This window comes from Streptomyces musisoli (assembly GCF_016741855.1).
GTDB classification, from domain to species: Bacteria; Actinomycetota; Actinomycetes; order Streptomycetales; family Streptomycetaceae; genus Streptomyces; species Streptomyces musisoli.
Genome location: NZ_JAERRH010000024.1, coordinates 28,076 through 54,476 on the forward strand (window position 1 = coordinate 28,076; position 26,401 = coordinate 54,476).

The 26,401-nt window shown below is 74.3% G+C and carries 16 protein-coding genes; 8 read left to right on the forward strand and 8 right to left on the reverse strand.

The genetic code is table 11. The features are described from left to right. Window positions 1-114: 114 nt before the first annotated feature. From JK361_RS35405 to JK361_RS35420, 4 genes are read right to left on the reverse strand one after another with little or no spacing between them, the layout of a single operon-like run. Window positions 115-1,371 carry a glutamate synthase-related protein gene (locus tag JK361_RS35405; RefSeq protein WP_201826275.1) on the reverse strand — a complete coding sequence of 419 codons (1,257 nt, stop codon included), beginning with the start codon at window positions 1,369-1,371 and terminating at the stop codon, window positions 115-117. After that, window positions 1,368-2,357: an asparagine synthetase A gene (locus tag JK361_RS35410; protein WP_201826277.1), complete on the reverse strand. Its 990-nt coding sequence runs from the start codon at window positions 2,355-2,357 to the stop codon at window positions 1,368-1,370. The genes JK361_RS35405 and JK361_RS35410 overlap by 4 nt, the downstream gene beginning before the upstream one ends. Beyond that, window positions 2,354-3,625, reverse strand: a complete 1,272-nt coding sequence (locus tag JK361_RS35415; protein WP_236054176.1) for a methylaspartate mutase — start codon at window positions 3,623-3,625, stop codon at window positions 2,354-2,356. The genes JK361_RS35410 and JK361_RS35415 overlap by 4 nt, the downstream gene beginning before the upstream one ends. A gap of 5 nt (window positions 3,626-3,630) precedes the next feature. Further along, window positions 3,631-4,080 (reverse strand): cobalamin B12-binding domain-containing protein, encoded by a 450-nt coding sequence (locus JK361_RS35420; protein WP_251094768.1) that lies wholly within the window; start codon window positions 4,078-4,080, stop codon window positions 3,631-3,633. A gap of 229 nt (window positions 4,081-4,309) precedes the next feature. On the opposite strand from JK361_RS35420, the gene JK361_RS35425 reads away from it, so the two are divergent. Both JK361_RS35425 and JK361_RS35430 read left to right on the forward strand, forming a co-directional pair. Further along, entirely contained in the window at window positions 4,310-4,603 is a 294-nt protein-coding gene (locus tag JK361_RS35425; RefSeq protein WP_201826281.1) for a hypothetical protein, read from the forward strand. A 38-nt stretch (window positions 4,604-4,641) separates the two neighbouring features. Further along, window positions 4,642-4,854 carry an MbtH family protein gene (locus JK361_RS35430; RefSeq protein WP_201826283.1) on the forward strand — a complete coding sequence of 71 codons (213 nt, stop codon included), beginning with the start codon at window positions 4,642-4,644 and terminating at the stop codon, window positions 4,852-4,854. Between the two features lie 63 nt (window positions 4,855-4,917). Here JK361_RS35430 and JK361_RS35435 read toward each other — a convergent pair whose 3' ends face one another. Both JK361_RS35435 and JK361_RS35440 read right to left on the reverse strand, forming a co-directional pair. Continuing rightward, complete coding sequence (locus JK361_RS35435) at window positions 4,918-5,844, reverse strand: ornithine carbamoyltransferase (RefSeq protein ID WP_201826285.1); 927 nt, start codon at window positions 5,842-5,844, stop codon at window positions 4,918-4,920. Between the two features lie 92 nt (window positions 5,845-5,936). Beyond that, window positions 5,937-7,283 (reverse strand): AAA family ATPase, encoded by a 1,347-nt coding sequence (locus JK361_RS35440; protein WP_201826286.1) that lies wholly within the window; start codon window positions 7,281-7,283, stop codon window positions 5,937-5,939. 325 nt (window positions 7,284-7,608) lie between these two features. Between JK361_RS35440 and JK361_RS35445 the strand changes: the two genes are divergently transcribed. Continuing rightward, window positions 7,609-10,509 carry an AfsR/SARP family transcriptional regulator gene (locus tag JK361_RS35445; RefSeq protein ID WP_307787402.1) on the forward strand — a complete coding sequence of 967 codons (2,901 nt, stop codon included), beginning with the start codon at window positions 7,609-7,611 and terminating at the stop codon, window positions 10,507-10,509. A 138-nt stretch (window positions 10,510-10,647) separates the two neighbouring features. On the opposite strand, the gene JK361_RS35450 is transcribed toward JK361_RS35445, so the two are convergent. Both JK361_RS35450 and JK361_RS35455 read right to left on the reverse strand, forming a co-directional pair. Then, a complete protein-coding gene (locus tag JK361_RS35450; RefSeq protein ID WP_201826290.1) occupies window positions 10,648-10,857 on the reverse strand; it encodes a hypothetical protein in 210 nt (69 codons plus the stop codon). A gap of 166 nt (window positions 10,858-11,023) precedes the next feature. Next, the gene (locus tag JK361_RS35455; RefSeq protein ID WP_201826292.1) at window positions 11,024-11,380 is read right to left on the reverse strand and encodes a hypothetical protein; all 357 of its coding nucleotides are present in this window, start codon (window positions 11,378-11,380) and stop codon (window positions 11,024-11,026) included. Between the two features lie 210 nt (window positions 11,381-11,590). Between JK361_RS35455 and JK361_RS35460 the strand changes: the two genes are divergently transcribed. From JK361_RS35460 to JK361_RS35480, 5 genes are read left to right on the forward strand one after another with little or no spacing between them, the layout of a single operon-like run. Further along, window positions 11,591-12,967, forward strand: coding sequence for an MFS transporter (locus JK361_RS35460; protein WP_201826294.1), 1,377 nt, complete (start codon window positions 11,591-11,593; stop codon window positions 12,965-12,967). Further along, complete coding sequence (locus JK361_RS35465) at window positions 12,951-16,502, forward strand: non-ribosomal peptide synthetase (protein WP_201826296.1); 3,552 nt, start codon at window positions 12,951-12,953, stop codon at window positions 16,500-16,502. The genes JK361_RS35460 and JK361_RS35465 overlap by 17 nt, the downstream gene beginning before the upstream one ends. Continuing rightward, a complete protein-coding gene (locus JK361_RS35470) occupies window positions 16,487-17,542 on the forward strand; it encodes a MupA/Atu3671 family FMN-dependent luciferase-like monooxygenase (RefSeq protein WP_201826299.1) in 1,056 nt (351 codons plus the stop codon). The genes JK361_RS35465 and JK361_RS35470 overlap by 16 nt, the downstream gene beginning before the upstream one ends. Beyond that, on the forward strand, window positions 17,539-22,434 hold the full coding sequence (locus JK361_RS35475) for a non-ribosomal peptide synthetase (protein ID WP_201826301.1): 4,896 nt from the start codon (window positions 17,539-17,541) through the stop codon (window positions 22,432-22,434). The genes JK361_RS35470 and JK361_RS35475 overlap by 4 nt, the downstream gene beginning before the upstream one ends. Then, a complete protein-coding gene (locus tag JK361_RS35480; protein WP_201826303.1) occupies window positions 22,431-26,399 on the forward strand; it encodes a non-ribosomal peptide synthetase in 3,969 nt (1,322 codons plus the stop codon). The genes JK361_RS35475 and JK361_RS35480 overlap by 4 nt, the downstream gene beginning before the upstream one ends. Window positions 26,400-26,401: the final 2 nt, after the last annotated feature.

The following is a 26,401-nucleotide window of genomic DNA, read 5'->3' on the forward strand; positions in this document are numbered from 1 at the left end:
ACACCTTCTCGGGAAGCTCGGTTGGCTGGTCTCGCGGCGGGCCGGGAGACCGACGGGAGCCACGACGTGGACGAAACGGGGCGGTGCTGGTTGATTCGGGTGTGCCTGGGGCGGTCAGGCGGGCGGCAGCAGGACGTCCTTCGCGTCCAGCGCGTCCACCCGGTACTTGCCGACCGCGCTGATCAGCAGCCGCAGCTCCAGCGCGATGCTCTCGACGAGCCGGACGAGGCCGTCCTCGGCGTCCTCGTCGACCGCCAGCAGGGCGGCCCGGCCGAGCCCGACGGCGTGGGCGCCGAGCGCCAGGGCCTTGACGGCCCGGGTGCCCTCCCACATCCGCCCGCTGGCCAGCAGGCAGTTGCCGGTGCGGCCGATCCGGGTCAGGCACTCGCCGAGCGGGAGGCCGACCTGGCCGAGGAACCCGCTGGGCGCCCAGGCCGTGCCGGCCTCGGCGCCGTCGACCGTGACGGAGTCCGCGCCGGCCGCCCACGCGGTGGCCGCCGCGAGCGCGACATCGCGGCCCGGGTGGAGCTTCACCCACACCTTCGCCCGCGGGAAGTTGTTGCGCATCAACCGGATCTGCTGGCGCAGGATCTCCTCGGTGAAGGTCCCGGGGCTGCTGATCCGCAGCACGCGGTCGCCCCCGGTACCGAACACCTCGTCGGTGGCGTACTGCTCGGCGACCCTCCCGGCGGCCTCGCGGCCGAGGACGGTCAACCCGCCCAGCCCCGGCTTGGCGCCCTGGCCGACCTTCAGCTCGAAGGCCAGCCGGCCGGTGGCCAGCAGGGGTTCGCAGACCGGGTCGCTGTAGACGAGGTTCCACACCTCGGCGTCCGCGTCCTCGGTGGACTGCTGGACGACGACACCGCCGTACTCCTCGTTGCCGCTCGACGCGGCGGCCCGCGTGTACGCGGCGATCCGGCCGAGCAGTGGCGAGACCTCGGCCTCGGCCGCGGAACGGTAGCCGTTGACCGGGACGACGTTCTCGCCGATGACCATCGGGATGCCGAGCCGCCCCGCCTGCCGGCCCGCGGCCTCGCCGAGGTCGTGGCTGGCGACCTGGGTGGAGCCGAACGCGGACACGTACAGCGGCAGCCGGGAGGCGAACCCGCCGACCACGGCGTCCAGTTCGACGTCCGTGTACAGCGGCTCGCGGGCCAGCTCGATCAGTTTCTTCAGCCGCTCCGGCATGAACACCGGCGGCACGATCCGGCCCCGCTCCAGCAGGTCGCCCGGGTCCTGCCCGGCCGGGACGGCACCGAGCAGGCCGGTGCCGTAGCCCTCCAGGGCGGGGAAGGCGGCGGCCGCGCCGTGCCGGGCCCGGTACCGCACCTGCTCCTCGGGGAAGCCGGTGGCGCTCAGCACGGTGCTCATGCCGACACCACTCCCGGGACCTTCGGGTAGGCGCTGGCCTCCCACGCGGCCGTGCGGCCGGTGACGTAGCGGGTGAAGCGCTCCAGGCCGATGCCGAACCCGGAGCTGGCGGGAATGCCGCGCCGGGCCAGATCCAGGTACCAGCCGTACTTGGCCGGGTTCTCGCCCGTCTCCCGCATCCGGGTCACCAGGGCCGCGTAGTCGTACTCGCGCTCGCTGCCGCTGGCCAGTTCGCCGTAGCCCTCGGGCGCGATCAGGTCGAAGTTGCGCAGCACCCCCGGCTGTTCGGGGTCCTCGCGGTCGTAGAAGCCGCGCGAGCCCTTCGGGTAGTCGACCACGAAGAACGGCCGGCTGCTCTTCGCGGAGATGATCTCCTCGCCCTGCCAGTCGATCTCGGCGCCCGGGTCCTGCGGGTGGCCCAGCGCCACCAGGTCGGCGGTCGCCTCCTGGTGGGTGGTGCGGCCGAAGACGCCCTGGACCACCTCGCGGAACGCGTCCGTGTCCCGGCCCAGCAGTTCCAGGTCGTCCGGCAGCGCCCGGACCACCTCGTCGACGACGTACGCCACCAGCTGCTCGGCGACCTCCATCGCGTCCTCTCGGCGGGCGTCCCGTATCTCCACGTCGATCTGGTGGAACTCGGCGAGATGGCGGTGCGTGACCGCTGTCTCGAGCGGCTCCAGACGGACGTTCGGCGCGATGTAGAAGATCTTGTCGAAGGCGAGCAGCGACGCCTGCTTGTACAGGATCGCGCTGGTCATCAGCTTGTACTTGTGGCCGTAGAAGTCGACGTCGACCTGCTTGGAACCACGGATGCCCGGGTCGGTGACCGGACCGATCACCGGCGGCAGCAGTTCCTGGAACCCGCGTCCGGTCAGGAACGCGCGGGTCGCGGCCAGCATGCGGGACTGGACCCGCAGTGTGGCGCGCGTGCTCTCCCGCATCAGGTGCTGGTCGGGCGAGGACGGGAACGCGAGCGTGCTGGTCATGCTGCTACCTCCTGGGTCTGAGGGGTGTCATGGCGGCGCTGCACGAACGACAGCGCGTCGTACAGGCCCGCCGCCGTCAGCCGGCGGCCGCGCCGCGACACGTGGCCGATGGGCATCGCCCCGATCTCCGTCCACACGAGCCGGCCGTCGTGGTCGATGGCGCTGCGGGAGCGGCCCGCGTTGTCGGGGTGCAGGCAGTAGGGGACGTCGAGCAGTCCGCGGGCGAACGCCTTCAGCAGCGCCCGGCCGGGATCCGCGTCCAGTTCGAGCACGGCGTCCACGAGGGCGCGGGCCTCCGCGTAGACGGGGTTGTCGGCGAGGTCGGCGCGGGGTGCGGCCGCCGTGACGTGCCGGGCGGCCGCCCGGGACGCGACGCGCAGCGCCTCGACGTTCTCCTCCACCGTCGGGATCCGGTGCGACTCGGCCGTCGTCTTCACGATCAGCCGGGCCGCGCCCGTCTCCACGGCCAGCTCGGCGGAACGCTCGAGGAGGTCCAGGGCGCCGCGCGGGGTGCGTGGGTACAGGCCCATGTAGGTGTAGAGGACGATGTGCCAGTCGGTGCCGGGCAGCAGGTCGCCGGCCAGCCGGCGCAGCGCGTGCACCGCCTCGCGGTCCTGGGCGTGGCTGGTCTGCTGGGCGTAGCTGAGCGAGATGCTGCGCAGGCCCGCGCGGTGGAAGAACAGTGCCTCCAGCGCGCTGAGCGCCACCAGAAGCCCGGGCGGGCACAGCTGGCCGAGCATGCAGCCGCCGAACGTCTCCAGGTGCGGCTCCGCGCCGGTCGCCCGGAGCGCCGCCAGCGCCTCGCAGCTCTCCTGCCAGTTGCGCACCGAGTCCAGCAGCGGGGTGCGGCCGTAGGGCAGGCAGTACGACACCGGGCCGCCCTCGGTGGCGTCCAGGCCGAGCCGGGCGAGCGCGGCGATGATGCCCTGGGGCCGGGCCGAGCCGTGCCGCACCTGCACCGGGAAGGCGGCGTCGCGCACGCCGTCCAGCACCCAGGCCGAGGTGTGCGGGCTGTAGGAGGTGATCGGGAAGCCGTTGAGCGGGACCCGCTCGTGCAGCGCCCGCACCGCCGAGGGCTCGTCGCCCACCCGCGTGTAGCTGTCGATGGTGACGGTGCCGACGACCGCGTCCGCCGCCCCCTTGGTGGCCTGGAGACCGGCCCGCATCAGCGCCGGGTCCGAGAATCCCATCCGCGGCTGCACCACGAGTGCCCCGCGGGCCTGCGCCTCGGCGACGAACCGGCCGAAGGAGCGCGGCCGCCGGTGCAGTGCGGTCACCGTGTCACCGCCAGGGAACCGACGAAGGACGTGAAGGCGGCGAAGCCGGGCCGGTCGCCGGACCCGTCCTGGAACACCGCGTCGAAGCCGGCCCGCATCAGCTCGGTGGCCTGCTCCTGCTCACCGCCGCCGACGCCGAGCTTGCCGCCGATGACGGCCGGCAGGGACGCCAGCTCCCAGCGGGACCTGACCGCCTCGATGAGCGGCCGGGCGTCGTTGAAGCCGTGCCCGTTGACACTGCTGACGACCAGCAGGTCCGGCTCGAATTTGCAGCAGGATTCCACGATTTCGTCCTGGGGAACGCACGAACCCAGGTTGACGACCTTGTGCCCGAGGTCTTCGAGCAACAGCTGGATGAATACCAGATTCCAGGTGTGCGCATCGGACGGCAGTCCGGTAACGACGACGTCCAGCGGCCCGGATCGAGGGCGATCCGCCCGTTCCACAGGCTTCATTGTTCGCTTCGTCCACATCATGGGGTGACAGGGGAGAAAGAGGCTCCGGTGGTCCCGGAACTCCCTTTCGGACATCACCGTAGATTCGAGCCGTGGCTGTTTCCGGCGTCCCCGGCGGCAACCGACAGGCAGCCCGGCAGCAGTTGGCGGACGTCTGCCGCCGCCGGTCTCCCCGCGGCCCGACACTGGGTGCACGACACGCCGAGTGAGGAGTGAGGACATGACGGACGCGCTGGAGGACGTGCTGGACCGGGCACGCGCGGGCATCGACCGCAGCGAGGCTCTCGGTGAAGCCCAAGTGGCCGTTTTCGAAGCCGCGTTGAGTTTGGTGCGGGCGAGCCGGCCACGGCTCGCGGAGGCTCCCTCGGAGCGCGCGGAGCTGCTGCGCGAGGCGCTCGCCTCGGTGCGCGCGGCCACCGTCGCCACCGGGATCGCGGTCACGAGCGCACACCGGAGCCCGGTTGCCGCCCAACTGCCCGGTCTGCTGCCTGGCAGGGCGGCCGTGCACATCTAGCGTCTTTTCCACAACCCGACTTCGCAGAGGTGGACACCATGGCAACGAATCCGTTCGAGGACGCCGACGGCCGCTATGTCGTGCTGGTCAACGACGAGGGGCAGCACTCGCTCTGGCCCGCCCGTATCGAGCAGCCGGCCGGCTGGGAACTCGTGAAGGAAGAGAGCGGGAAGCAGGAATGCATGGAATTCATCGAGGCCAGCTGGACGGACATGCGCCCGCGATCGGTCGTGGCGGCGCTGGCGGGCTGAAGCCCGGAAAAGGGGCCGGGCGGGCTGGAATTCTCCAGCCCGCCCGGCCCCTTTTCGGTGCGCTCAGTTCCCGGAGGAGACCACGCACCACTCCAGCACCGCCATCGCGGCCGTCATCTTGTGGTACGCCTGCCGCCAGGCGACGCTGCGCGGCCCGTCCAGCACCTCGTCCGTGACCTCCTGGCCGCGTACGGCCGGCAGGTCGTGCAGGAACACGACGTCCGGGCCGCCGAACCGGTCGAGGAACGCGTCGTCGATCCGGAAGCCCTCGAAGTCCTTCAGCCAGTCCGGGTCGGCCTTGGGCACGCCCATCGTCTGCCAGCGGCTGGTGTACACCGCGTCGACCGGCCCGTCGACCTCGTCCAGGCTCGTGACCTGCGTGACCGGGGCCTTGCCGCCGGCGAGTTCGTCGGCGAGGTCCAGCTTGTCCTTCGGCACCTCGTAGCCGCTCGGGCACAGCAGGGTCAGCCGCAGACCCGGGCTGAGCGCCGCGGCCAGCGCGAGGGCGGCGCCGGAGCTGTTGCCCTCGCCGACGGCGAGGAGGTGCAGCCCGTCCAGCGAGCCGAACCGCTCGGTGAGCGTGGCGAGGTCCGCGATCGCCTGGGTGGGGTGCTCGTCCAGGCTCAGCGCGTTGACGACGGCCAGGTCCGGGCTGCTGCCGAGCCGCCGTATCTCCTCCACGTCCCCGTTGGTGCGCACCACCAGCGCGTCCAGGTACTGCCCGAGCACGCGCGAGGTGTCCTCGACGGTCTCGCCGGTGGACAGCTGGAGCTCGTCCGGGCCGTACGTGACGACGTCGGCGCCCAGCCGGGTCGCCGCGCTCCAGAACGACGTACGGGTACGCGTCGAGGACTTGCGGAAGTAGACGCCGACCTGCTTGCCGTCGAGCGACCTGCGGTCGACACCCTCGCGGCCGAAGAACACGGCCCGCCGCACGATCCGGTCCAGTTCGGCGGGCGTCAGGTCGGCGAGGGAGATGAGGTTGCGCATGGGTGGGGTGCCTTTCGTGGAGAGGATGGTTCCCGGATCCGGAGGGGCGGGTGCTCCCCCGGCCGGATGTGGCCGCGGGCGGGGCGGGTGCCTCAGTCGGCGGCGCCGACCAGGTCCGCCGTCGGCCGCCGCGCGGCCATCAGCTCGCGGACCAGGTTCAGCACGGTGAACCCCACGGGCCCGCCCGGCTCCGTCGCGTGCTGGCGGATCAGGCCCCGCAGCAGCAGGCCGTGCACGTCCCGCGCGGTCTCGGTCAGCGGCCTGCCGACCGCGTGGGCGGCGGCGTCCACCGTCCACGGCTCGGGCAGGGCCGCCAGCGCGGTGAGCAGGTCGGCGGTGCGGGCGTCCAGCTCGGTCAGGGCGTCGCCCAGCCGCTCGCCGAGCGTGGCGCCCGGGGCCGAGGTCGCCGGCGTGACGCCGTCGACGAGGAGCAGCGGGGTCGAGCGGGCGATCTCGAGGAGCTGGTCCGGCGAGTACAGAAGCAGCCAGGAGGCGGCGGCCTCCAGGGCCTGCGGGATGCCGTCCAGGCGGTGGCAGATGTGGGCGAGGGCGGTCGTGACCGCGTCGGTGGGCAGCAGGTCGGGACGCATGTGGCTGACGAACGACAGCATCAGCTCGACGGCGGGCCGGCCCGCGACCAGCGAGTCGCCCGGCAGCACGGAGCCGGCGGGGTGCTCGGCCGGTGCCGGCAGCGGGGCCAGCGGCAGCAGCCGTCCGGCCGGGGGCTGGGTCACCCGCCGCGAGGTGACGACGGTCTTCAGCCGCTCGCAGGAGCGCAGCAGGTTCAGCAGGACCGGCACCGCGGGCGCCGAGTCGTCGAGGCCGTCCAGCACGATCAGGGTCGGCTTGGACCCGATGACCGAGGTCAGCTCCTCGAAGCGGTCGCCGTCGCGGATCAGCGAGCGGACCCACTCGGCCAGCGGTGCCTGCGGGCCCAGCTCCGGGCCGGCGTCCGGGGCGCGGTCCATGGGGACCCACAGCACCGGCATCCGGTCCCGGGCGTGCAGCACCAGCGCGGCCTCCTGGGCCAGCCGGGACTTGCCCACTCCGGGGAGGCCGACCAGGGTCAGCAGCCGGTCGTGCCGGTTGTCCAGCCGGTCCGTGAGGGCCTCCAGTTCACCGCGGCGGCCGATCAGCGGGCGCAACGGGGTGGGCGGCGCGGCCAGGTCGGCGCTGTAGAGGGACTGAAGGACCCGGCCCGCCGCGTGGGCGTCGGCGGCCAATTCGAGCTCCACGCGCCGGGCGTCGCTCATACGCATGGCATTGGCCAGCAATTTGAGTGTTTCTTTGCGGGGGTTCCGTACGCGTCCCTGCTCCAGGTCCCGGATGGCGCGCACGCTCACCGTGGCAAGCCCGGCGAGCTGTGCCTGGGTGAGCCCCGCCCGCCGCCGTGCATTCTGCAGCAGCACATCGAGACCGGGTGTGGACTCGGAATTCATCGGTGTTCCCCCTTATCCTCGGATTCTTTGCCACGTGCCAGGTTGGCGACCCGAGTCGACGAGCTGCCTGCCTACGGGGAAGAGACTGCATGAACTGCTTCCCGAACGATTCCCGTCGCAGTACCGCAGCGTTCCGCATACCGTTACGATCTTCTCCGCGCGAAGCGGACTGCTTAAGGGCAGCGGTGACCCAGGGGGGAGGCTGTCGGTGACGGCGGCGTCAGGAGATCAGCTTCGGTTCAATGTCCTCGGCCCGATGGAAGGGTGGTCGAATGGAGTACGGCTGAAACTCGGTGGAGTCATTCACGAGCGAGTTCTGGCCACTTTGCTACTGGAAGCGGGAAAGGTACTGCCGGTTTCCCGGCTGGTCGAGGCCGCCTGGGACGAGGACCCGCCGGCGACCGCGTCCCACCAGGTCCGCAAGGCGGTTGCCGACCTGCGCAGACGGATACCGGGCGGTGCCGACGTGCTCCTCACGGAGGGGCCCGGCTACCGGATCCTGATCGACGAGTCCCAGAATGACCTGTCCGAATTCGGAATGTTGGTACGCACTGCAAAAGCGGCCGTGGCCGAAAGCCGACTCTCCGAGGCCGCCGAAGTCCTGCGGGCGGCCCTGGCATTGTGGCGCGGCCCGGTACTGTCCGGCCTGGGGGGGCCGGTCATCGAGGCGGCGGCCACCAGTATTGAGGAACGCCGGCTGGCGGTATGGGAAGAGCACCTGGCCCTCCGTCTCGGCCTGGGTGAGTCCGGGGAACTCATTCCTGATCTCCGGGAGTTGGCCGCCCAGCATCCGCTGCGCGAGACCCTGCGCGGCCAGCTGATGCTCGCCCTGTACCGCTCCGGACGGCAGGCCGAGGCGCTGGAGGAGTACGGTAAGGTCCGTGAACTGCTCGTCGAGGAACTCGGCGTCGACCCGGGACCACAGCTGACCAGGCTGTACGAGGGCATCCTGCGCGAGAGCCCCGAACTGGCCGGCCCGGAGCCCGCCGCCCCGGCGCCCGTTCCCGTCCCGCTCCCGGCCGAGCCGCCCTGCACCCTGCCCTACGACCTCGCCGACTTCACCGGCCGCGAGGTCGAGATGGCCGAACTGCTGCGCTGCGCGACGCAGAAGGGGGAGCAGGGGCCGAAAATCGTCGCCCTCGACGGCATGGGCGGCAGCGGCAAGACCTCCCTCGCGGTGCGCGCCGCCTACCAGCTCGTACCCGAGTACCCGGACGGCCAGCTCCACATCGACCTGCGTGGATACACCCCCGGTGACCAGCCGGTGTCCGCCGGCACCGCGCTGGACAGCCTGCTGCGGGCACTCGGCATCCCCGGCGACCGAATACCCGACGACACGGCCGGCCGCACCGCCCTGTGGCGGGCCACGCTCGGCGGCAAGCGGCTGCTGATCCTGCTCGACAACGCGGCCGACGCCGCCGGCATCCGCCCGCTGCTGCCCACCACCTCCGGCTGCCTGGTCCTGCTCACCAGCCGGGGCCGCCTCGTCGACCTGGACGGCGCGCAGTGGATCTCCCTCGGCGTGATGTCGCCACGCGAGAGCGCCGCCCTGGTCGCCGAGACCCTCGGCACCGAACGCGTCGCCGCCGAGCCCGAGGCCGCCGCCGAACTGGCCCGGCTGTGCGACCACCTCCCGCTGGCCCTGCGCATCGCCACCGCCCGGCTGCGCAACCGGCCCCGCTGGACCCTTCAGTACCTGGCCGAACGGCTGCGGGACGAGACCCGCCGGCTCGACGAGCTGAGTTCCGGCGCCCGCAGCGTCTCCGCCACCCTGCGCCTGTCGTACCAGGCCCTGGACGAGGAGAGCCGCACGGCCTTCCGGATCCTCTCCCTGCACCCGGGCGGCGACATCAACGTCCATGCGGCGGCCGCGCTGCTCGGCTCCGGCCTGTGGGATGCCGAGGACGTGCTGGAACGCCTGCTCGACGTGCACCTCGTGCAGCAGCCGGAGATCGGGCTGTACTCCTTCCACGACCTGGTGCGCAGCTTCGCCCAGAGTCTCTTCGACGCCGCCGACCAGAACGGTGACGAGGCGGCGGCCGCCGTGGAACGCCTGCTCTGCTACTACCTCACGGCGACCGAGGCGGCCTGCGACGTCCTCTACCCCGGCCGCCGCCACCGCCCCACCGGCATCGAGAAGTCCACGGCCGACCTGCCCGCCCTCGGTGACGCCGGGCGGGCCCAGGCGTGGTTCACCCGGGAACAGGACGCGCTGCTCGCCGCGGTCACCCTGGCCGAACGGCGGGGCCTGGACCGGTATGTCGTCTGCCTGAGCCGCAACCTCGTCTTCCAGCTCAGTGCGCGTGGGCAGCTGGAGGAGTTCGGATCGCTGGGGCGGGCCTCGGTCGCCGCCGCGAAACGACTCGGCGACCTCGCCCTGCTGGGCGTGAGCCTGTCCAACCTGGGGGTCGCGTGCTGGCGGCTGGGCCGGTTCGAGGAGGGACTGGAGGCCGCCCGGGAGGGACGGGACGTCGCCGCGCAGCTCGGTGACCGGCACACCGAGGCGCACAGCGAGGCCACGCTCGGCCAGTTCAACAGCCTGCTCGGCAACTTCCCCGAGGCGCTGGTCCACCTGGAGCGCGCGACCGCCTACGAGCGGGAGCTGGGCACCCCCTGGTCGGAGTGCGACAGCCTCACCCTGATCAGCACGCTCTACGAGCAGTGGGGACGCCACGAGGAGGCCAAGGCGGCGGCCCAGCGCGCGGTGGAGCTCCAGAGCGGACCGGGCCTGCTGGAGGAGCAGTTCACCGCGCTGACCGACCTCGCCTTCGCCCAGGCCGGTCTCGGTGAGTACGAGGAGGCGGCCCGCAGCCTGGAACAGGCCCGCGGCCTCGTCGACGACCGGGCGGACCAGGGGAACGTGGCCCTGGCCCTGGCCCTGTCGGCCGACGTCGACCAGCACCTGGGCCGGCCGGTGCGCAGTCCCGACCTGGCGGAGCAGGCCCTGGAACTGGTGGCCTCCCACGTCTCGCCGCTGCGCCGGGCCAAGGTGGAGAACATCGTGGGCCGGCTGCGCCGGCGGCAGGGCGAGCGGCGGGCCGCCCGTGAACTGCATGCCGACGCGCTCGAACTGGCCGTCGCGATGAGCTATCGCATAGAGGAGGCGTACGCGCTGTCCGGGCTGGCGGACGCCGAGGACGAGGCCCGGGCCGCCGCGCGGCACCGGGCCGCGGCCGAGGAGTTGTTCGCGCGGATGGGGGTCCCGGAGGACCGGCGGCGGCGCTGAACGTCCGAGCACCTCTGCAAAAAGGTTTCCGCAGCTGAACGGCCCGGAAAGCGGGAACGGGCGCGGGAACGGCGCAGTGCCCCGCCCGGAGGTTCCGGGCGGGGCGCTGTCGCGAGACGTACAGCCTGGGGCGTGGGCTCAGTCGGCGACGATGACCGTGGGCTTCTGGTTGTCGGCCAGCAGGACGGTGGTCTTGGTCGGCTTCTGGTTGTCCGCGAGGACGGAGGAGACGCCGGTGCGGTCCTGGCTGTCCGCCTGCGACACGCCGGACTCGACGGCCTGAGCACCGTAACCGAGGACCAGCGTGGCGGCGATCACAGCGAAGAACCTAGCAACCTTGCGTCCCATTGTCTGCCCCTTTTGTGGTGTCTGTGCGGTTCGCGGTGTTTTCCGCTTCCTGACGCCACTGACTTTCCTGGGGGCCGTTCCCAGTGGGTTCCTCGTGCGTTACCGGCCCGCGGGAACGCATGGGGAACGGCCCCGGGAACACCCGGGGCACGCCTTTGACCTGTGATTACTCACTCAGACTGCACGCCACCACCCGAAGTCCCGCGGGAGTCAGCACCACCTGGGTGCGGGCCGGTCCCGACTCGTGGCCGGCCAGGTCGAGCAGGGACCGCACGAGCGAGCGCATGGCGGCCCGCTCGGCCTCGTCCGAGGGGGACGGGGCGATCCGCGCCACGTTGTGCATCCCGTCCACCGTCTCCGTGTCGACGCTGAACCTGGGTCCGTCCACGGGGCCGTGGACGGCGTACGGCGATGCCTTGCCGTCGGCGGCCGCCCGCTCCGCCCATCGCTCCACGGAGGACAGGTCCTGCAACGCGTGGGCCAGTTCCGTCCTGTCCGGAGATCGGTCCCGCGGCTCTCTCACGGCAGTACTCCTTCTGCGGGTTGTGCAGACAACGACCACGGGACCGTCGCGCGGACGGCTCCCGATCCGTTCCCGTCCCGGTCCTGCCCGAACGTTCGCGATGGGAACGCGGCGGTAATCGGCCCCCGCACCATGACGGGCATTCGACAGCGGACCCGGACCCACGAAACCGGTGCCCTGACCGCACGCGACCGTCCTGGGGGCAGCGCAGTGACAGCAACTCCAACCGACTCGGGCCCCGGCCGTTTCACCGGCCTGGGCCCGCTCATGCTGGTCTGGTCGGGCCAGGCCGTCTCGCTCGTCGGCAGCGCGGCGGTCCGGTTCGCCTTCGTCGTCGACGTCTGGTCGACCGGGCAGCGGGCGAGCGCCGTCACCGCGCTCTCACTGTGCGCGCTGCTCCCACAAGCACTCCTCAGTCCCATTGCGGGCGCAATCGTCGACCGGATGCGCAAGCGGAACGCGCTCCAGCTGGCGGACGCCGGCGGACTGCTGGTCGTGGGCTGCCTGGCACTGCTGCACTACCTCGGCCAGCTCCACTCCTGGCAGATCTACGTGGCCACCGCGCTGCTCGGAGCCTGCTCGGCCTTCCAGTTCCCGGCCCTGTCCTCGGCCGTGCCGCTGCTCGTCCGCAAGGACCAGCTCGGCCGCGCCAACGGCCTGCTGAGCGGCGCCAAGAGCGCGGCCGGCATCGGCGGGCCGGCCCTTGGCGGGATCCTGCTCACCCTCTTCGGCATCGGTCCGACCCTCCTGGTGGACCTGGCGAGTTACGCCGTCGCCCTGGTCGGCGTACGTCTGGTGCGGCTGACCGGGGACCGGCCCGCGCCGCCGTCCGGGCCGCGCCGCAGGATCACCGCGGAGTCCGCGGAGGGCCTGCGCTATCTGTTCCGCACGCCCGGCCTGCGCGACCTGATCGTCAACTTCTGTGTCGTCAACCTGGTCATGGTCTTCGGGTTCGCCCTGATCCAGCCCATGGTGCTGCTGCGGGCCGACAGCACCGCGCTGGCCGCGGTCAACACCGCGATCGGCGTCGGCGGGGTCACCGGCGGCCTGCTGATGGCCGCCTGGGGCGGGCCGCGCGACCGGGGCCGCGGCATGATGCTCGGCGTCATCGGCATGTGCCTGTCCGCGCTGGTGGGCATGGCGTTCGCCGACGGGGTGGCCGGCTGGTCGGTGGCCGTGCTGATCGGCGCCCTGCTGATGACGGTCGTCAACTCCCAGATGCACGCCATCGTGCAGACCAAGGTCCCCCAGGAGTGGCAGGGCCGCGTCTTCGGCGCGGTGATGTTCCTGGGCTACATCTCCGTCCCGCTGGCCACCGTCCTGTCCGGCCCGCTCGCCGACCACGTCTTCGAACCGCAGGCCGCCCACGGCACGGGCCTGTTCACCGTCCTCGGTCCGCTCTTCGGCGACCGGCCCGGCAGCGGCATGGCCGGGATGTTCCTCCTCGCCGGCCTGGCGGGCATCGGAGTCTCCCTGTGGGGGCTGGCCAGCCGGAACATCCGCGAGATCGACCTGGTGATGCCCGACGCGGACGACACGCGGGACGTCCGGGAAGACGAAGGGGTCCGGGATGAAGTGCGTGCATGAACTCGTCGAGGAGCAGGCGCGGTCGGCACCCGACGCCATCGCGCTGATCGACGGCACGGACCGGCTGACGTACGCCCAGCTCGACGCGCGCGCCGCCCGGTCGGCCGCACTGCTCGCCCGGCACGGCGTACGGCACGGCGACACGGTCGGCGTCCATCTGGAGCGGTCGGCCGAGCTGGTCGTGACCGTCCTCGGCGTCCTCAAGGCCGGCGCCGCCTATCTGATCCTCGACCCCGGCTTCCCGGCGGCCCGCCTCGGCACGATGGCGGCGGACGCGGCCGTCACCGCCGTGGTCGCACCCCGCGGCCGGCCCCTCACCGCTCTCCGGGCGCCCGTGGTCCACCCCGAGGACGCCGAGGCCGAGGTCCCGCTGCCGCACGGCACGGTTCCCGTACGCCCCGCCGACCGCGCCTGCGTGATGTTCACCTCCGGCTCCACCGGCCGCCCCAAGGGCGTCGCCGCCCCGCACGAGGCGGTCACGGCCACCCTCACCGGCCAGGACTTCGCCTCCTTCGGCCAAGGCTCGGTCTGGCTCCAGTGCGCGCCGCTGTCCTGGGACGCGTTCGCCCTCGAACTGTGGGGCCCGCTCGTCAACGGCGGCACCTGCGTGCTGCACCCCCCGGGCCGCCCCGAACCCCTCGCGATGGCACGCCTGATCGCCGAACACGGCGTCACGTCGATGTACCTGTCGGCATCCCTGTTCAACGTCGTCGTCGACGAGTACCCCGACGCCCTCGACGGCCTGCGCGAACTCCTCGTGGGCGGCGAGGCGCTGTCGCCCCCGCACGTCGCCCGCGCCCTCGCACGCCGGCCCGGCCTCCGGCTGAGCAACGGCTACGGCCCCGTCGAGTGCATGGTCTTCCTCACCACCCACCCGGTCACCCCCGAGGACCTGCGCACCGGCGGCCCCCTCCCGATCGGCCGCCCGCTCGCCGGGAAACGCCTGTACGTCCTCGACGAACGGCTGCGACCGGTCCCCGACGGCGGCACCGGAGAGCTGTACGCGGCCGGTGCCGGCCTGGCCCGCGAGTACACCGGCCGGCCCGCCCTCACCGCCGAACGGTTCGTCGCCGCCCCCTCGGGCGAGCGCCTCTACCGCACCGGTGACCTGGTCCGCCGCCGCCCCGACGGCGTCCTGGAGCACCTCGGCCGCGCCGACAGCCAGCTCAAGATCCGGGGCTTCCGGGTGGAACCCGGCGAGATAGAGACGGTCCTCACCGCGCACCCGGGCGTCGACCGGGCCGCCGTGGTCGCCCACGCCCATCCGGCGGGGGACCGGCAGCTGGTCGCGTACGTCGTCCCCCGCGGAGCGCCGGCGCCCTCGGCCGACGACCTGCGCGACCACGCCCGCACCACCCTCCCCGACCACCTGGTACCGGCCGCCTTCGTGACCCTGGACGCGCTGCCCCTCACCCCGAGCGGCAAGCTGGACCGGCAGGCACTGCCCGAGCCGGGCCCCGCCCCCGCGCGGACCGACGCGGCGGCCGGTGGGACCGGCGCCGCGGCCGAGGGGACCGTCGGCACCCTCTGCGCCCTGTTCTCCCAGGTCCTCTCGGTCCCCCTCGGCCCCGACGACGACTTCTTCCGCCACGGCGGCAACTCCCTCCTCGCCGCCCGCCTGACGGGCCGTGTCCGCTCCGCGCTCGGTGTGGAGCTGGACCTCCGGACGCTCTTCGAGGCGCCGACCCCGGCCGGGCTCGCCCCGCTCGTCGACCGCGCCCCCGCCGCCGCAACGCCGCCCGAGCCCGTCGCCGCGTCGGGCGCGCTGCCCGTGTCCGACGCCCAGCAACGCCTGTGGTTCCTCGACCGGACCGGCGCGGGCGCCGCCTACAACCTCCCCATGCTGGTCCGGCTGCGCGGAACCGTCGATCCGGACGCGCTCGCCGACGCGCTGGCCGACGTGGCCGACCGGCACGAGGTGCTGCGGACACTGTTCGGCGAGACCGACGGCGTCCCCGTGCGGCGGGTGGTGCGCGGGACACGGGCCAGGCCGCCCTTCACGCACGAGCACGCCGGGGAGCGGGAGCTGGCGTCCCGTATCGCGCGGGCGGCGCGGCACCGCTTCGATCTGAGCGCCGAACTTCCCGTCCGGGCCGTGCTGTTCACCCTTCGCGAGCGGCCGCAGGAGCACGCGCTGCTCGTGCTGGTGCACCACATCGCCGGTGACGGCTGGTCGCTGCGCCCGCTGTTCCGCGATCTGTCGCAGGCCTACGCCGCCCGCGTCCAGGGCCGCCCGCCCGGCTTCGGCCCGCTCGCCGTCCCGTACGCCGAGCACGCCCGCCGCCGCCTCGACCGGCTGGGCTCCCCGGCCGACCCCGAGTCCCCGGCGGCCGCACAGCTCGCCTACTGGACGGAGCGGCTGGCGGGCCTGGACGCCGACGGCCCGCTGCTGCCGCGCCGCCCGGAGGCGCCGGCCGTACCCGGTCCGGCCGCCGGCGTCGTCGTACGGCGGCTGGATCCGGCGGCCCACGCCCGGCTCGTCGACTCCGCGCACGCCCAGGGCGCCACCCTCTTCATGGCCCTGCACGCGGCCCTGGTCACCGCGCTGCTGCGGGCCGGCGCCGGACCCGACACGGCGGTCGGCGCGCCCGTGGCCGCACGGGCGTCGGACAGCGACGTCGAGGACGTCGTCGGGTTCTTCGTGAACCTGCTGGTCCTGCGCACCGACGCGTCCGGCGACCCCACCGCGGCCGAACTGCTGGCCCGCGTCCGGGACACCGACCTCGCGGCCTTCGCCCACCAGGACGTCCCGTTCGAGCAGGTCGTCGGCGCGCTCAACCCGGCCCGCAGGCCCGGCCGGCAACCGTTCACCGAGGTGGTCCTGGCGCTCCAGAACAACGCGCGTGCCGAGGTCACGCTGCCCGGCGCCCAGGACGGCGTGGAGCTGGTCCGCACCGGGTCCGCCCGGTTCGAGCTGCTCGTCGACGTGTCCGAGACGACCGCCCCCAACGGCACACCCGGCGGCCTCACCCTCACCCTCGAGTACCGGGCCGAGGCCCTGGAGGAGTCCTTCGTCGCCTGGCTGGCCGAGGCGCTCCCCAAGGCCCTGGAGGCCGCCGCGGCCGCCCCGGGAACCCGCCTCTCCGCGCTCGACCTGCCGCGACCGCCCCGCCGGGCGGGCACCGCCGACCGCCTCGCGGCACCGGCCCGTGCCACCGCGCCCGCCGTCGGCACGGCCGCCCTCGGCACACCGTCCGAGGAGCGCGTCGCCGCGGTCTGGCGCGATGTCCTCGGCCTGCCCCACGTCGGCCGCCACGACGACTTCTTCGCCCTCGGCGGCAACTCGCTGCGCGCCGTACGGGTCGCCGCCCGGCTCAGCACCCCCGACCGGCCGGTGACCGCGGCACAGCTGTTCGCCACCCCCACCGTCGCCGCCCTCGCCGCCGAACTGGAGGAGGCCGCGGACCGCCCGCAGCCCGCCATGGCACCCATTCCCCGCAGGGCGCGCGTACCGCAGCGACCCCAGACACCCGAGCCGGCCGCACCCCACCGCGGCGGCAGGAAGCAGGAGGACAGGCAGTGGACCTCAGCGTGATGTTCTTCGGTGCGGACAGCACCGCCACCGGGCAGGTGCGGCACGAGCGCACGTACGAGGACATCCTCACCGTCGCCCGCGCCGCCGACCGCCTCGGCTTCCACGCCCTGTGGACGCCCGAACGCCACTTCCAGCAGGTCGGTCAGGTGTTCTCCAGCCCGCCGGTGCTCAGCGCGGCGCTCGCCGTGGCCACCGAGCGGATCGGGATCCGGGCCGGCAGCGTCGTACTGCCGCTGCACCACCCGCTGAAGGTCGCGGAGGACTGGGCGGTCGTGGACAACCTCTCGCACGGCCGGGCGGGCCTGTCCGTCGCCACCGGCTGGCACTCCGCCGACTTCGCGCTCGCGCCCGGCAACTACGCCGACCGCCGCGCCCGCACCCTGGACACCGTCCCCGTCCTGCGCGCGCTGTGGGCGGGCGAGAGCGCCGAGTTCCCGGACGGCACGGGCAAGCCGGTGAGCGTGCTGCCCCAGCCGCGGCCCGTGCAGGAGTCGCTGCCGCTGTGGATCACCACCTCCGGCAACCCGGAGACGTGGGAGGCGGCCGGCCGGCTGCGCTGCGGAGTGCTCGGCGCGACCGTCGGACAGAGCCGGGACGACCTCGCCGACCGCATCGCCCGCTACCGCGCCGCCTGCGCGGCCGCCCCCGACCAGCGGGGCACCGACGCGCACGGCCGCGTGACGCTCATGGCGCACACCTACGTCGGCGCGGACGACGCGGAGGTACGGCGCCTCGCCGCCGCCCCGCTGAAGACGTACCTCGCCTCCTACCTCCGGCAGACCGCCGCCAACCGCACCGCCGACGCCGGTACCGCCACGCTCACCGAGGAGAAGACCGCGCTGCTCGCCGAGTTCGCGTTCGAGCGCTATCTGAGCTGGGGCAGCCTGCTGGGCTCGCCCGGCCACTGCGCCAAGATGCTCGCCGATCTGGCGGAACTGGGCGTGGACGAGGTCGCCTGCTTCGTCGACTTCGGCCTCGGACTCGACGACGTGCTCACCAGCCTGAACCGGCTGGCCGAACTGAAGGAGAGCCTGTCATGACCGCCCCCGTCCGTCAGGGGGCGCGGCCCGCCGCCTCCCTCGCCGACCGCTTCAGCGCGCTCGGCGGCGAGCAGCGCGTAAAGCTGCTGCGCAAACTGGTGGAGAGCGGACGTGTGCGGGACGTGCCCGCCGTCGTCCCGCCGAGGGACCCCGCCCGGCCGGTCCGGCTCAGCCCCGCGCAGCAGGACCTGTGGGCGTACGAGTCGCTGTATCCCGGCACCCCCGCCCTCAACCTGTGCTGCGCCTACCACTTCGACGACCCCGTGGACACCGCCCACCTGGAGGCCGCGCTCACCCTCGTCCAGGAGCACCACGACATCCTGCGCACCCGGATCACCGAGGGCCCCGGCGGCGAACCCCACGTCGACTTCCCCGACACCGGACCCTTCGTCCTGGAGCACGACGACCTGCGCGGCACCGGAACCACCGTCCACCAGGCCTTCGACGCCTTCCGCCGCCGCCCCTTCGACCTGGCTGGGGGCAGGCTGATACGCGGCCGCTTCGTACGCGTCGACGACCGCCGTACGACCCTGATGCTGAGCGTGCACCACGCCATCGCCGACTGGTGGTCCTTCGACGTCCTCCAGACCGAGTTCGCCGAGGCCTACCTCGCCGTCCGCGAGGGCACGGAGCCCCGGTCGACGCGCCCCGCCATCCAGTACGCCGACTTCTCCGCCTGGCAGGGCGAACTGGAGGAGGCCGGCGTCTTCGGTGAGCGCCTCGCCTTCTGGCGCCGCTACCTGGCCGACCCGCCCGGCCCGCTCACGGCCCCGGGCTACGGGTCCGCCGCCGACGAGCCCGACCGCGACCCCGACGCCGTCGTCCACATCGGCTTCGACCTCGACCCGCCCACCGCCGCCGCCGTCCGCGCCCTGGCCCGCCGCTCCGGCACCACCGTCTACGGCGTCCTGATGGCCGCGTTCGCGGTCCTCGCCCACCGGGTCACCGGCGCCGAGGACATGGTCCTGGGCACGCCCGTCGCCAACCGGTCCGCCAAGGGCCTGGAGCGGGTCATCGGCTACGTCATGAACGCCGTCCCCACCCGCTGGCGGGTGCGCCCCGACGGCTCCTTCGCCGACCTCGTCGCCGTGTTCGCGGCCGACTTCCCCGACCTCGTCGCCAACGCGGACCTGCCGGTCGGCCGGATCGTCGCGGCAGCCGCACCCGAGCGCAGCATCGGCCGGTCCCCGCTGTTCCAGTGGGTCTTCATGCACCTCACCCAGCAGCCGAGCGTCTCCGCCGTACGCGAGTTCGCCGAACCGGAACGCATTCACACCGGCGGCGAGCACGACCTCGTCGGCGTGGTGAAGGACAGCGGCGACGCGATGATCGGCAGTTTCGAGATCCGCACGGACACGTTCTCGCCGGCGGCGGTGCAGCGGTGGGCCGAGTGCTACGTCGAACTGCTCAAGCAGGTCACCGCGGACCCGGCACTGCGGGTGGGCGACATCTCCATCGTGCCTCCGGGCCTGCGCGAGCGCCTGCTCGGCCTGGCGTCCGGCTCCGGTGCGGTGGAGCCGGTCTCGCTGCCCGGGCTGGTGGCCCGCCACGCCGCCCGCACCCCGGACGCGCCCGCGCTCGACACCGGCGCGCGGGTCTGGTCGTACGGCCAACTCGCCGACCGGGTCGACCGGCTGGCCGGTGCGCTGGCCCGGCGCGGGGCCGGTCCCGGGAGCATCGTGGCGGTTCTTCGAGGCCGCGGCACGGACTGGCCGGTGACCGCGCTGGCCGTCCAGCGGACGGGCGCCGCGTATCTCCCCCTCGATCCCGAGTACCCCGCGGAACGCCTGCGGCGCACGCTGGCCGACGCGGGCCCGGTGCTGGTCGTCGCGGACGACGAGGTGCCGGCGGCCGGCGACGTGCCGGTGCTCGTCCTGGGCCCGGAGGCGTACGAGGGCGAGCCGCTGACCGGCCCCTGCCCGGACCCGTCCGGCCCCGCCTACGTCATCCACACCTCCGGCTCCACCGGCACCCCCAAGGGGGTCGTCGTCCCGCACTCGGGACTGGCCGCGCTCGCGGAGTCCCTGGCGGGCGGGCTGGGCCTGGGCCCCGGGGACCGGGTGCTCCAGCTGGGCCCCCCGACCTTCGACATATCGGTCGCCGACCTGTGCATGGCCTTCGGCTCCGGCGCGACGCTGGTGCTGCCGCCGGCCGGGCTGCTGGTGGGGGAGGACCTGGGGCGGGTGCTGACGCACCGCCGGGTGTCCGCGGTCATGACGACACCGTCCGTGCTGGCGACGGTCCCCGCCGGTGCCTACCCCCACCTGAGGGTGCTGGCGGTCGGCGCGGAGGTCTGCCCGCCGGAGCTGGTGGAGCGCTGGGCGACGGACGGCCGCCGCTTCCAGAACGTGTACGGCCCCACCGAGGCGACGGTGGCGGTGACGCTCTCCGAGCCCCTCGCCCGCGGGCAGGCCCGCCCGCCCCTGGGCCGCCCCCTCGCCGGCACGCACGTACGCCTGCTCGACGGCAGGCTCCGCCCGGCGGCCCCGGGCACCCAGGGCGAGCTCTACCTCGCGGGCCCCCTGGCCCACGGCTATCTGCACCGCCCCGGGCAGACGGCCGCCCGCTTCACCGCCGACCCCTACGGCCCCCCGGGCTCCCGCATGTACCGCACCGGCGACCTCGCCTGGCAGGACGACGACGGCACCTTCCACTACCTGGGCCGCACCGACGACCAGGTGAAGCTCCGCGGCCTGCGCGCGGAACCCGCCGAGATCGCGGCCGTCCTCGCCGAACACCCCGCCGTCGGCCGGTCGGTGGCCCTGGTCCGGGAGGGCGGGGCCGGCCGCCCGCAGCTGGTCGGCTACGTCGTCCCGGCCCCCGGCCACCGCCCGGACCCGGACGCCCTGCTCACCCACGCGGCCGAACGTCTGCCCGCCGGCCTGGTCCCGGCCGACGTGGTCGTCCTCGACGCGTTCCCGCTGACCGCCAACGGGAAGATCGACAAGGCCGCACTGCCGGCCCCCGCCCCCCGCGGCCCGGTCGCGTCCGCCGCCCCGGCCCGCGCCCTGTCCCCCGCCGAACAGACCCTGTGCGCCCTGTACTCCGAGGTCCTCGGCACCGGACCCGCGGGCGTGGAGGTGGACGCGGACTTCTTCCGGCTCGGCGGCGACAGCATCATGGCGATCCAGCTCGCCGCCCGCGCCGCGGCCGCCGGTCTGCTCCTCGCCCCGAGGGACGTCTTCACCGCGCGCACCCCGGCCCGCCTGGCCCTGTCGGCCCGCCCGGCGACTCCCGAGCGGCCCGCCGGCCCCGACCTGGCGGAGGGCCGCCTCCCCCTCACCCCGATCATGCACTGGTGGCGTGAACAGGGCTCCCCGCTGGGCACGTTCATCCAGTCCATGGCGTTCCCCGTCCCGCACGGCGTCGGCCCGGACCGCATCCGCGCGGCCGTCACGGCCCTGGCCGAACGGCACGCCGCCCTCCGCATGCGGCTGATACGGCACGACGACTTCGCCGACTGGGAACTGGAGGCAGGCCCCGCCACCGTACGCACGGAACGGATCGCCGTACCCGCCGGCACCCTCCCGGACGGCCTCGCGGAGGAGTCGGCGCGCTCGGCCGTGCTCGATCCGGAGCAGGGGGAGATGCTGCGGGCCGTCTGGTTCGACGCCGGCCCCGACCGGCCCGGTCTGCTGCTGCTCCTCGTGCACCACCTGGCGGTCGACGGGGTGTCCTGGCGGGTGCTGGGGCAGGAGCTGGCGCGGCTGCTGGCGGACGGCGGCGAGCCCACGACGGATCCGGGCGCCTCGTTCGCACGGTGGGCGCGGCTGCTGCCCGCCGAGGCGGAGCGTGCGGTGGGCGAGCTGGACTGGTGGACGGACCAGCTGACCGACGCCGGGAAGGCCCGGCTGACGGACGGGCCGGACGACTGGACGAGCCGGTCCGCCGGGTCGGCCCCCGCCCCGCGCCGCGCCGCCGTCACCGTGGAGCTGGACGCCGGACTGACCCGGGACGCCCTGGTCACCCTCCCCGGTGCGTTCCACTGCGGCACCGACGCCGTCCTGCTCACCGCCCTGGTCCGGGCGGCCGTCCGCCGGCGCGGCACCGGCACCGGTCTCCTCCTGCACCTGGAGGGGCACGGGCGCGAGGCGCTGTCGGCACCCGTCGACGTCTCGCGCACCGTCGGCTGGTTCGTCACCCAGTACCCGGTCCGTCTCGACCCCGGCGAGGACACCGGTGCCGCGGCGCTCAAGCGGGTCAAGGAGCAGCTGCGGGCGGTGCCGTCCGCCGGGCTCGGCTGGGGCCTGCTGCGCTACCTCCACCCCGGGGCCGGTCCGGTCCTGGCCGGGCTGCCCGCTCCCGACGTCCGCTTCGCCTACCTGGGCCGTTTCGCCGGTGACGACGCGGCCGGCGGGCGGCTGCTGGACTCCGGGCCGGAGGCGGTGCCGGTCGCCCACGCCCTGGAGATCGACGTACTGGCGCGGGGCGCGGAGGGCGAACCGCGGCTGGAGGCCACGTTCTCGTACGCGGAGGGTGTGCTCACCGGGGACGACGTGCGCGAGCTGGCCCGGCTGTGGACCGAGGAACTCACGGCCCTCGTGGCGGCCACGGCGGACGGCTCGGCCGCCGGCCACACTCCGTCCGACTTCCCGCTGGTCGACCTGACCGTCGACCAGCTCATGGAGTACGAGGACGACCTGGAGTTCGAGGACGACGGCGACGACTTCGACGGCCTCGACCACCTCGACGGCTCCGATCGCGGCGACGGCCTCGACGGCTCTGACCGGCTCGACGGCCTCGACCGGCTCGACGGCTTCGATCGCACCGACGGCTTCGACCGCTTCGATCGCGGCGACGGCTCTGAGCGGCTCGACGGCTCTGAGCGGCTCGACGGCTCTGAGCGGCTCGACCGCCTCGACCGGCTCGACGGCGAGGTGACCGACCGGTGAGCGGAAACGTCCAGGACGTCCTGCCGCTGTCCCCGGCCCAGGAAGGACTCCTCTTCCACACCCTGCGGGACACGGCGGGACCCGACCCCTACCTCGTCCAGGCCCGCTTCCGGATCGGCCCCGGCACCGACCCGGGGCGGGTACGGGCCGCGGTGACGGAACTGCTCCGGCGCCACCCCAACCTGCGCGCCTGCTTCCGCCACGAGCGCCTCGACCGGCCCGTGCAGATCGTTCCGCGCGCGGTACGGGTGCCGTGGCGGGAGACCGACCTCACCGGGCTCGGCCCCGACGAGACGGCCGCACGGATGCGACGGCTGCTGGAGGCGGACGCCGCCCGGCGCTTCGACCCCGCACGGCCGCCCCTCCTGCGGGCCACCCTCGCCCGCCACGACACGGGCGCCGAACTGCTGCTGTCCTTCCACCACATCCTGCTCGACGGCTGGTCCATGCCGGTCCTGGAGGCGGATCTGGCCGCCCTGGTCGCGGGCCGCCCGCTGCCGCCCGCCGCTCCCTACCGCGACTACCTGGAGTGGCTGGCGCGACAGGACCGGTACAAGGCGGAGACGGCCTGGGCCGAGGCGCTGGAGGGCCTCGACCGGTCCGCGCCGCTCGCGCCGCCGGCCGCGGCCGGCGACACCTCCTGCGACCGTGCCCGGATCGACCTGCCCGCCGGCCTGACCGCCACCCTCGCCCGCCGCGCCGCGGAGGCCGGCGTCACCCTCAACACCCTCGTCCAGGCGGCCTGGGCACTCGTCCTCGCCCGGACCACCGGCGCCCGGGACGTGGTCTTCGGCGCGGTCGTCTCCGGCCGTCCGCACGACCTGCCCGGCGTCGAGAGCATGGTGGGCCTGTTCGTCAACACGCTCCCGGTACGGGTCCGGCTGCGCACCGGCGAGACCGCGGCCGAGCTGCTGGCCCGACTCCAGGACGAGCAGTCCCGGCTCGTCGCCCATCAGCACGCGCGGCTCGCCGACGTGCAACGGGCCGCCGGAGTGGGGGAGTTGTTCGACTCCGTGCTCGCCTTCGAGAACTTCCCGCAGCGCGGCGAGGACGACGCAGGCCCGGACGAGCTGACCCTCCTGGAGGTCACGGACGCCACCCACTACCCGGTGACGCTGGCCGTGACCGCCGGCGAGCGGCTGGGGCTGTCGGTCGGCTGCCGCCGGGGCCTGTCGGCGTCCGCGACGGCCGGCCGCATGGCCCATGCCCTGGACCGGCTGGCGGACGGCCTCGGCCGGCCGGCGGACCGCATCGAGGTGCTGCCGCCCGCAGAGCGGCTGCGGCTGACCGGACTCGCCGCCGGACCGGTGCGCCCCGAGGCCCGGCCCGCCACCGTCACCGGCCGGTTCGCCGCGCACGTCGCCCGGACCCCCGACGCCCCCGCCGTCGAGTCGGACGACGGGACCCTCACCTACGCCGGCCTGGACGCCGCCTCCGACGCCCTGGCCGCCCGGCTGATCCGGGCGGGCACGGCCCCCGGCGACACGGTCGCCCTCCTGGCGACCCGCTCCCCGGCCGTCGTCGTGGCCCAGCTGGCCGTCCTCAAGGCCGGCGCCTGCTGGCTCCCGCTCGACCCGGCCCAGCCGGCCGCACGCCTGGCCCGGCTGACGGAAGCGGCGGGAGTCCGGCTGGCCCTGACCACCACACACGCCGAACTGCCCGACGGCATACGCACCCTGCCCCTCCACGAACCCGCCCCGGCCACCGCCGCGCCCCTCCCGGAACCCGGCCCGGCCACGGCCACACCTCTCCCGGAACCCGGCCCGGCCACCGCCACCTCCCTGCCGGAACCCGGCCCGGACACCGTCACACCCGCCCCGGAGCCCGCCCCGGCCACCGCCGCGCCCCTCCCGGAACCCCACCCCGGCTCGCCCGCCTGCATCCTCTACACCTCCGGTTCCACCGGTGAACCCAAGGGTGTCGTCGTCCCGCACCGCGGCATCGTCGAACTCGCCGCCGACGCCCGCTTCCAGGGCGGCGGACACCGCCGTGTGCTCATGCACGCCCCGTACACCTTCGACTCGGCGACGTACGAGGTGTGGGTCCCGCTCCTGAACGGCGGGACGGTCGTCGTCGCGCCGCCCGGCCCCGTCACCCCGGACGTCCTGCGCGGTGTGATACCCCGGCGAGGGATCACCGCGCTGCTCCTGACGCCCGAACTCCTGCGCACGGTCGCCGAGATCGCGCCGGAGTCGGCGGCCGGGCTGACGGAGATCTGGGCGGGCGGCGACGTGCTCGCCCCCGCGACCGTGGCCCGTCTCCGGGAACACTGCCCGGGCATCACCGTCGTCAACGGGTACGGCCCCACCGAGGCGACCGTCTTCGCCACCGCCCACACCACCGGCGGCGGCCCCGGCCCGGTCCCCGTCGGCCGCCCCCTGGACAACACCCGCGCCTACGTCCTGGACGGCCTCCTGCGCCCGGTGCCCGAGGGCGGCACCGGCGAGCTCTACCTGGCCGGGACCGGCCTGGCGCACGGCTACCTCGCCAGGCCCGGGCAGACGGCGGAGCGGTTCGTCGCCGATCCGTACGGCCCGCCGGGCAGCCGCATGTACCGCACCGGCGACCTGGCCGGCTGGACCGGCGACCGCGTCCTCGACTTCCGCGGCCGCGTCGACGACCAGATCAAGGTGCGCGGCGTGCGGATCGAACCCGCCGAGGTGGAGACCGCGCTCGCGGCCTGCCCCGGCGTACGGCGGGCCGTCGTCGCCGCCCGCCCGGACGCCACCGGCGGCAAGCGGCTGGCGGCATGGCTGGTGCCGGCCGAGACCACGGACGCCCGCTGGCCCGAGATCCTGGCCGGAGCCAAGGAGTTCGCCGCCCGACGGCTGCCCGCCCACCTCGTCCCCTCCGTCTGGGCCCGCATCGACCACGTACCGCTCACCCGCCACGGCAAGACGGACCGGGCCGCCCTGCCCGAGCCGACGGGCGACGCGATCGGCGTCCGGGGCACGCGCGCCCCGCGCGACGACCGCGAACGGTGGCTGTGCGCGCTGTTCGCCGAGGTGCTCGGCCTGCCCGACGTCCACCCCGACACCGACTTCTTCACCGCCGGCGGCCACTCCCTGACCGCACTGCGCCTGGCGTCCAAGGCCCGGATTCCGCTGACCGCCCTGTTCGCGGCCCCGACCCCGGCCCGCCTCGCCGCCCGCACCGCCCCCGCCCCCGACACCGACCTGTCCCCCCTCCTCACCCTCCGCCCGGGCGGCGACCGCGTCCCCCTCTTCTGCGTCCACCCCGGCCTCGGCCTCGGCTGGTCCTTCGCCGCCCTCCTCCCGCACCTCCACCCGGACCGCCCGGTGCACGCCCTCCAGAGCCCGGCGCTCACCGAGGGGGCGGCCGGACTCCCGGCGAGCGTCGCCGCGCTGGCCGAGGCGTACACCGAACGCATCCGCGCACTCGTGCCGGACGGCCCGTACGCCCTGCTCGGCCGCTCCTTCGGCGGTCCCGTCGCCCACGAGATCGCCGTACGCCTGCGCGGGGCCGGGCAGGAGGTGCGGCTGCTGGCCGTGCTGGACGCGATGCCCCGGCCGCCCGGTACCCCCCGGCTGCCAGGGGACGTGGTCGAGCGGGAGGCGCTGCGGCTCCTGCTCAACAGCCACGCCCCGGACCGGCCCGCACCACCCGGCCGATTCGGCCGCGCCGAGGCGTTCGCGGTGGTCCGGACCGCCGACAGCCCGCTCGCCGCACTCGACGACGGGGTCATGCACGCGATGACCGACGCGGGCGTCCACCACATCCACCTCGCCCGCGCCTGGCGCCCGTCCCCCTACGACGGCCCCGTCACCCTCTTCTCCGCCACCCGCCAGGCCCCCGCCACCACCGCGGAGAAGGCAGCGGCCTGGCGGCCCGTCACCGCCTCCCTCGACGTGCACGAACTCGCCTGCACACACAGCGGAGTACTCCAGCCGGACCAGGCGGCACGCGTCGCCGCGGTCCTCGAAACCACCCTCCGGGGGGAGTGACC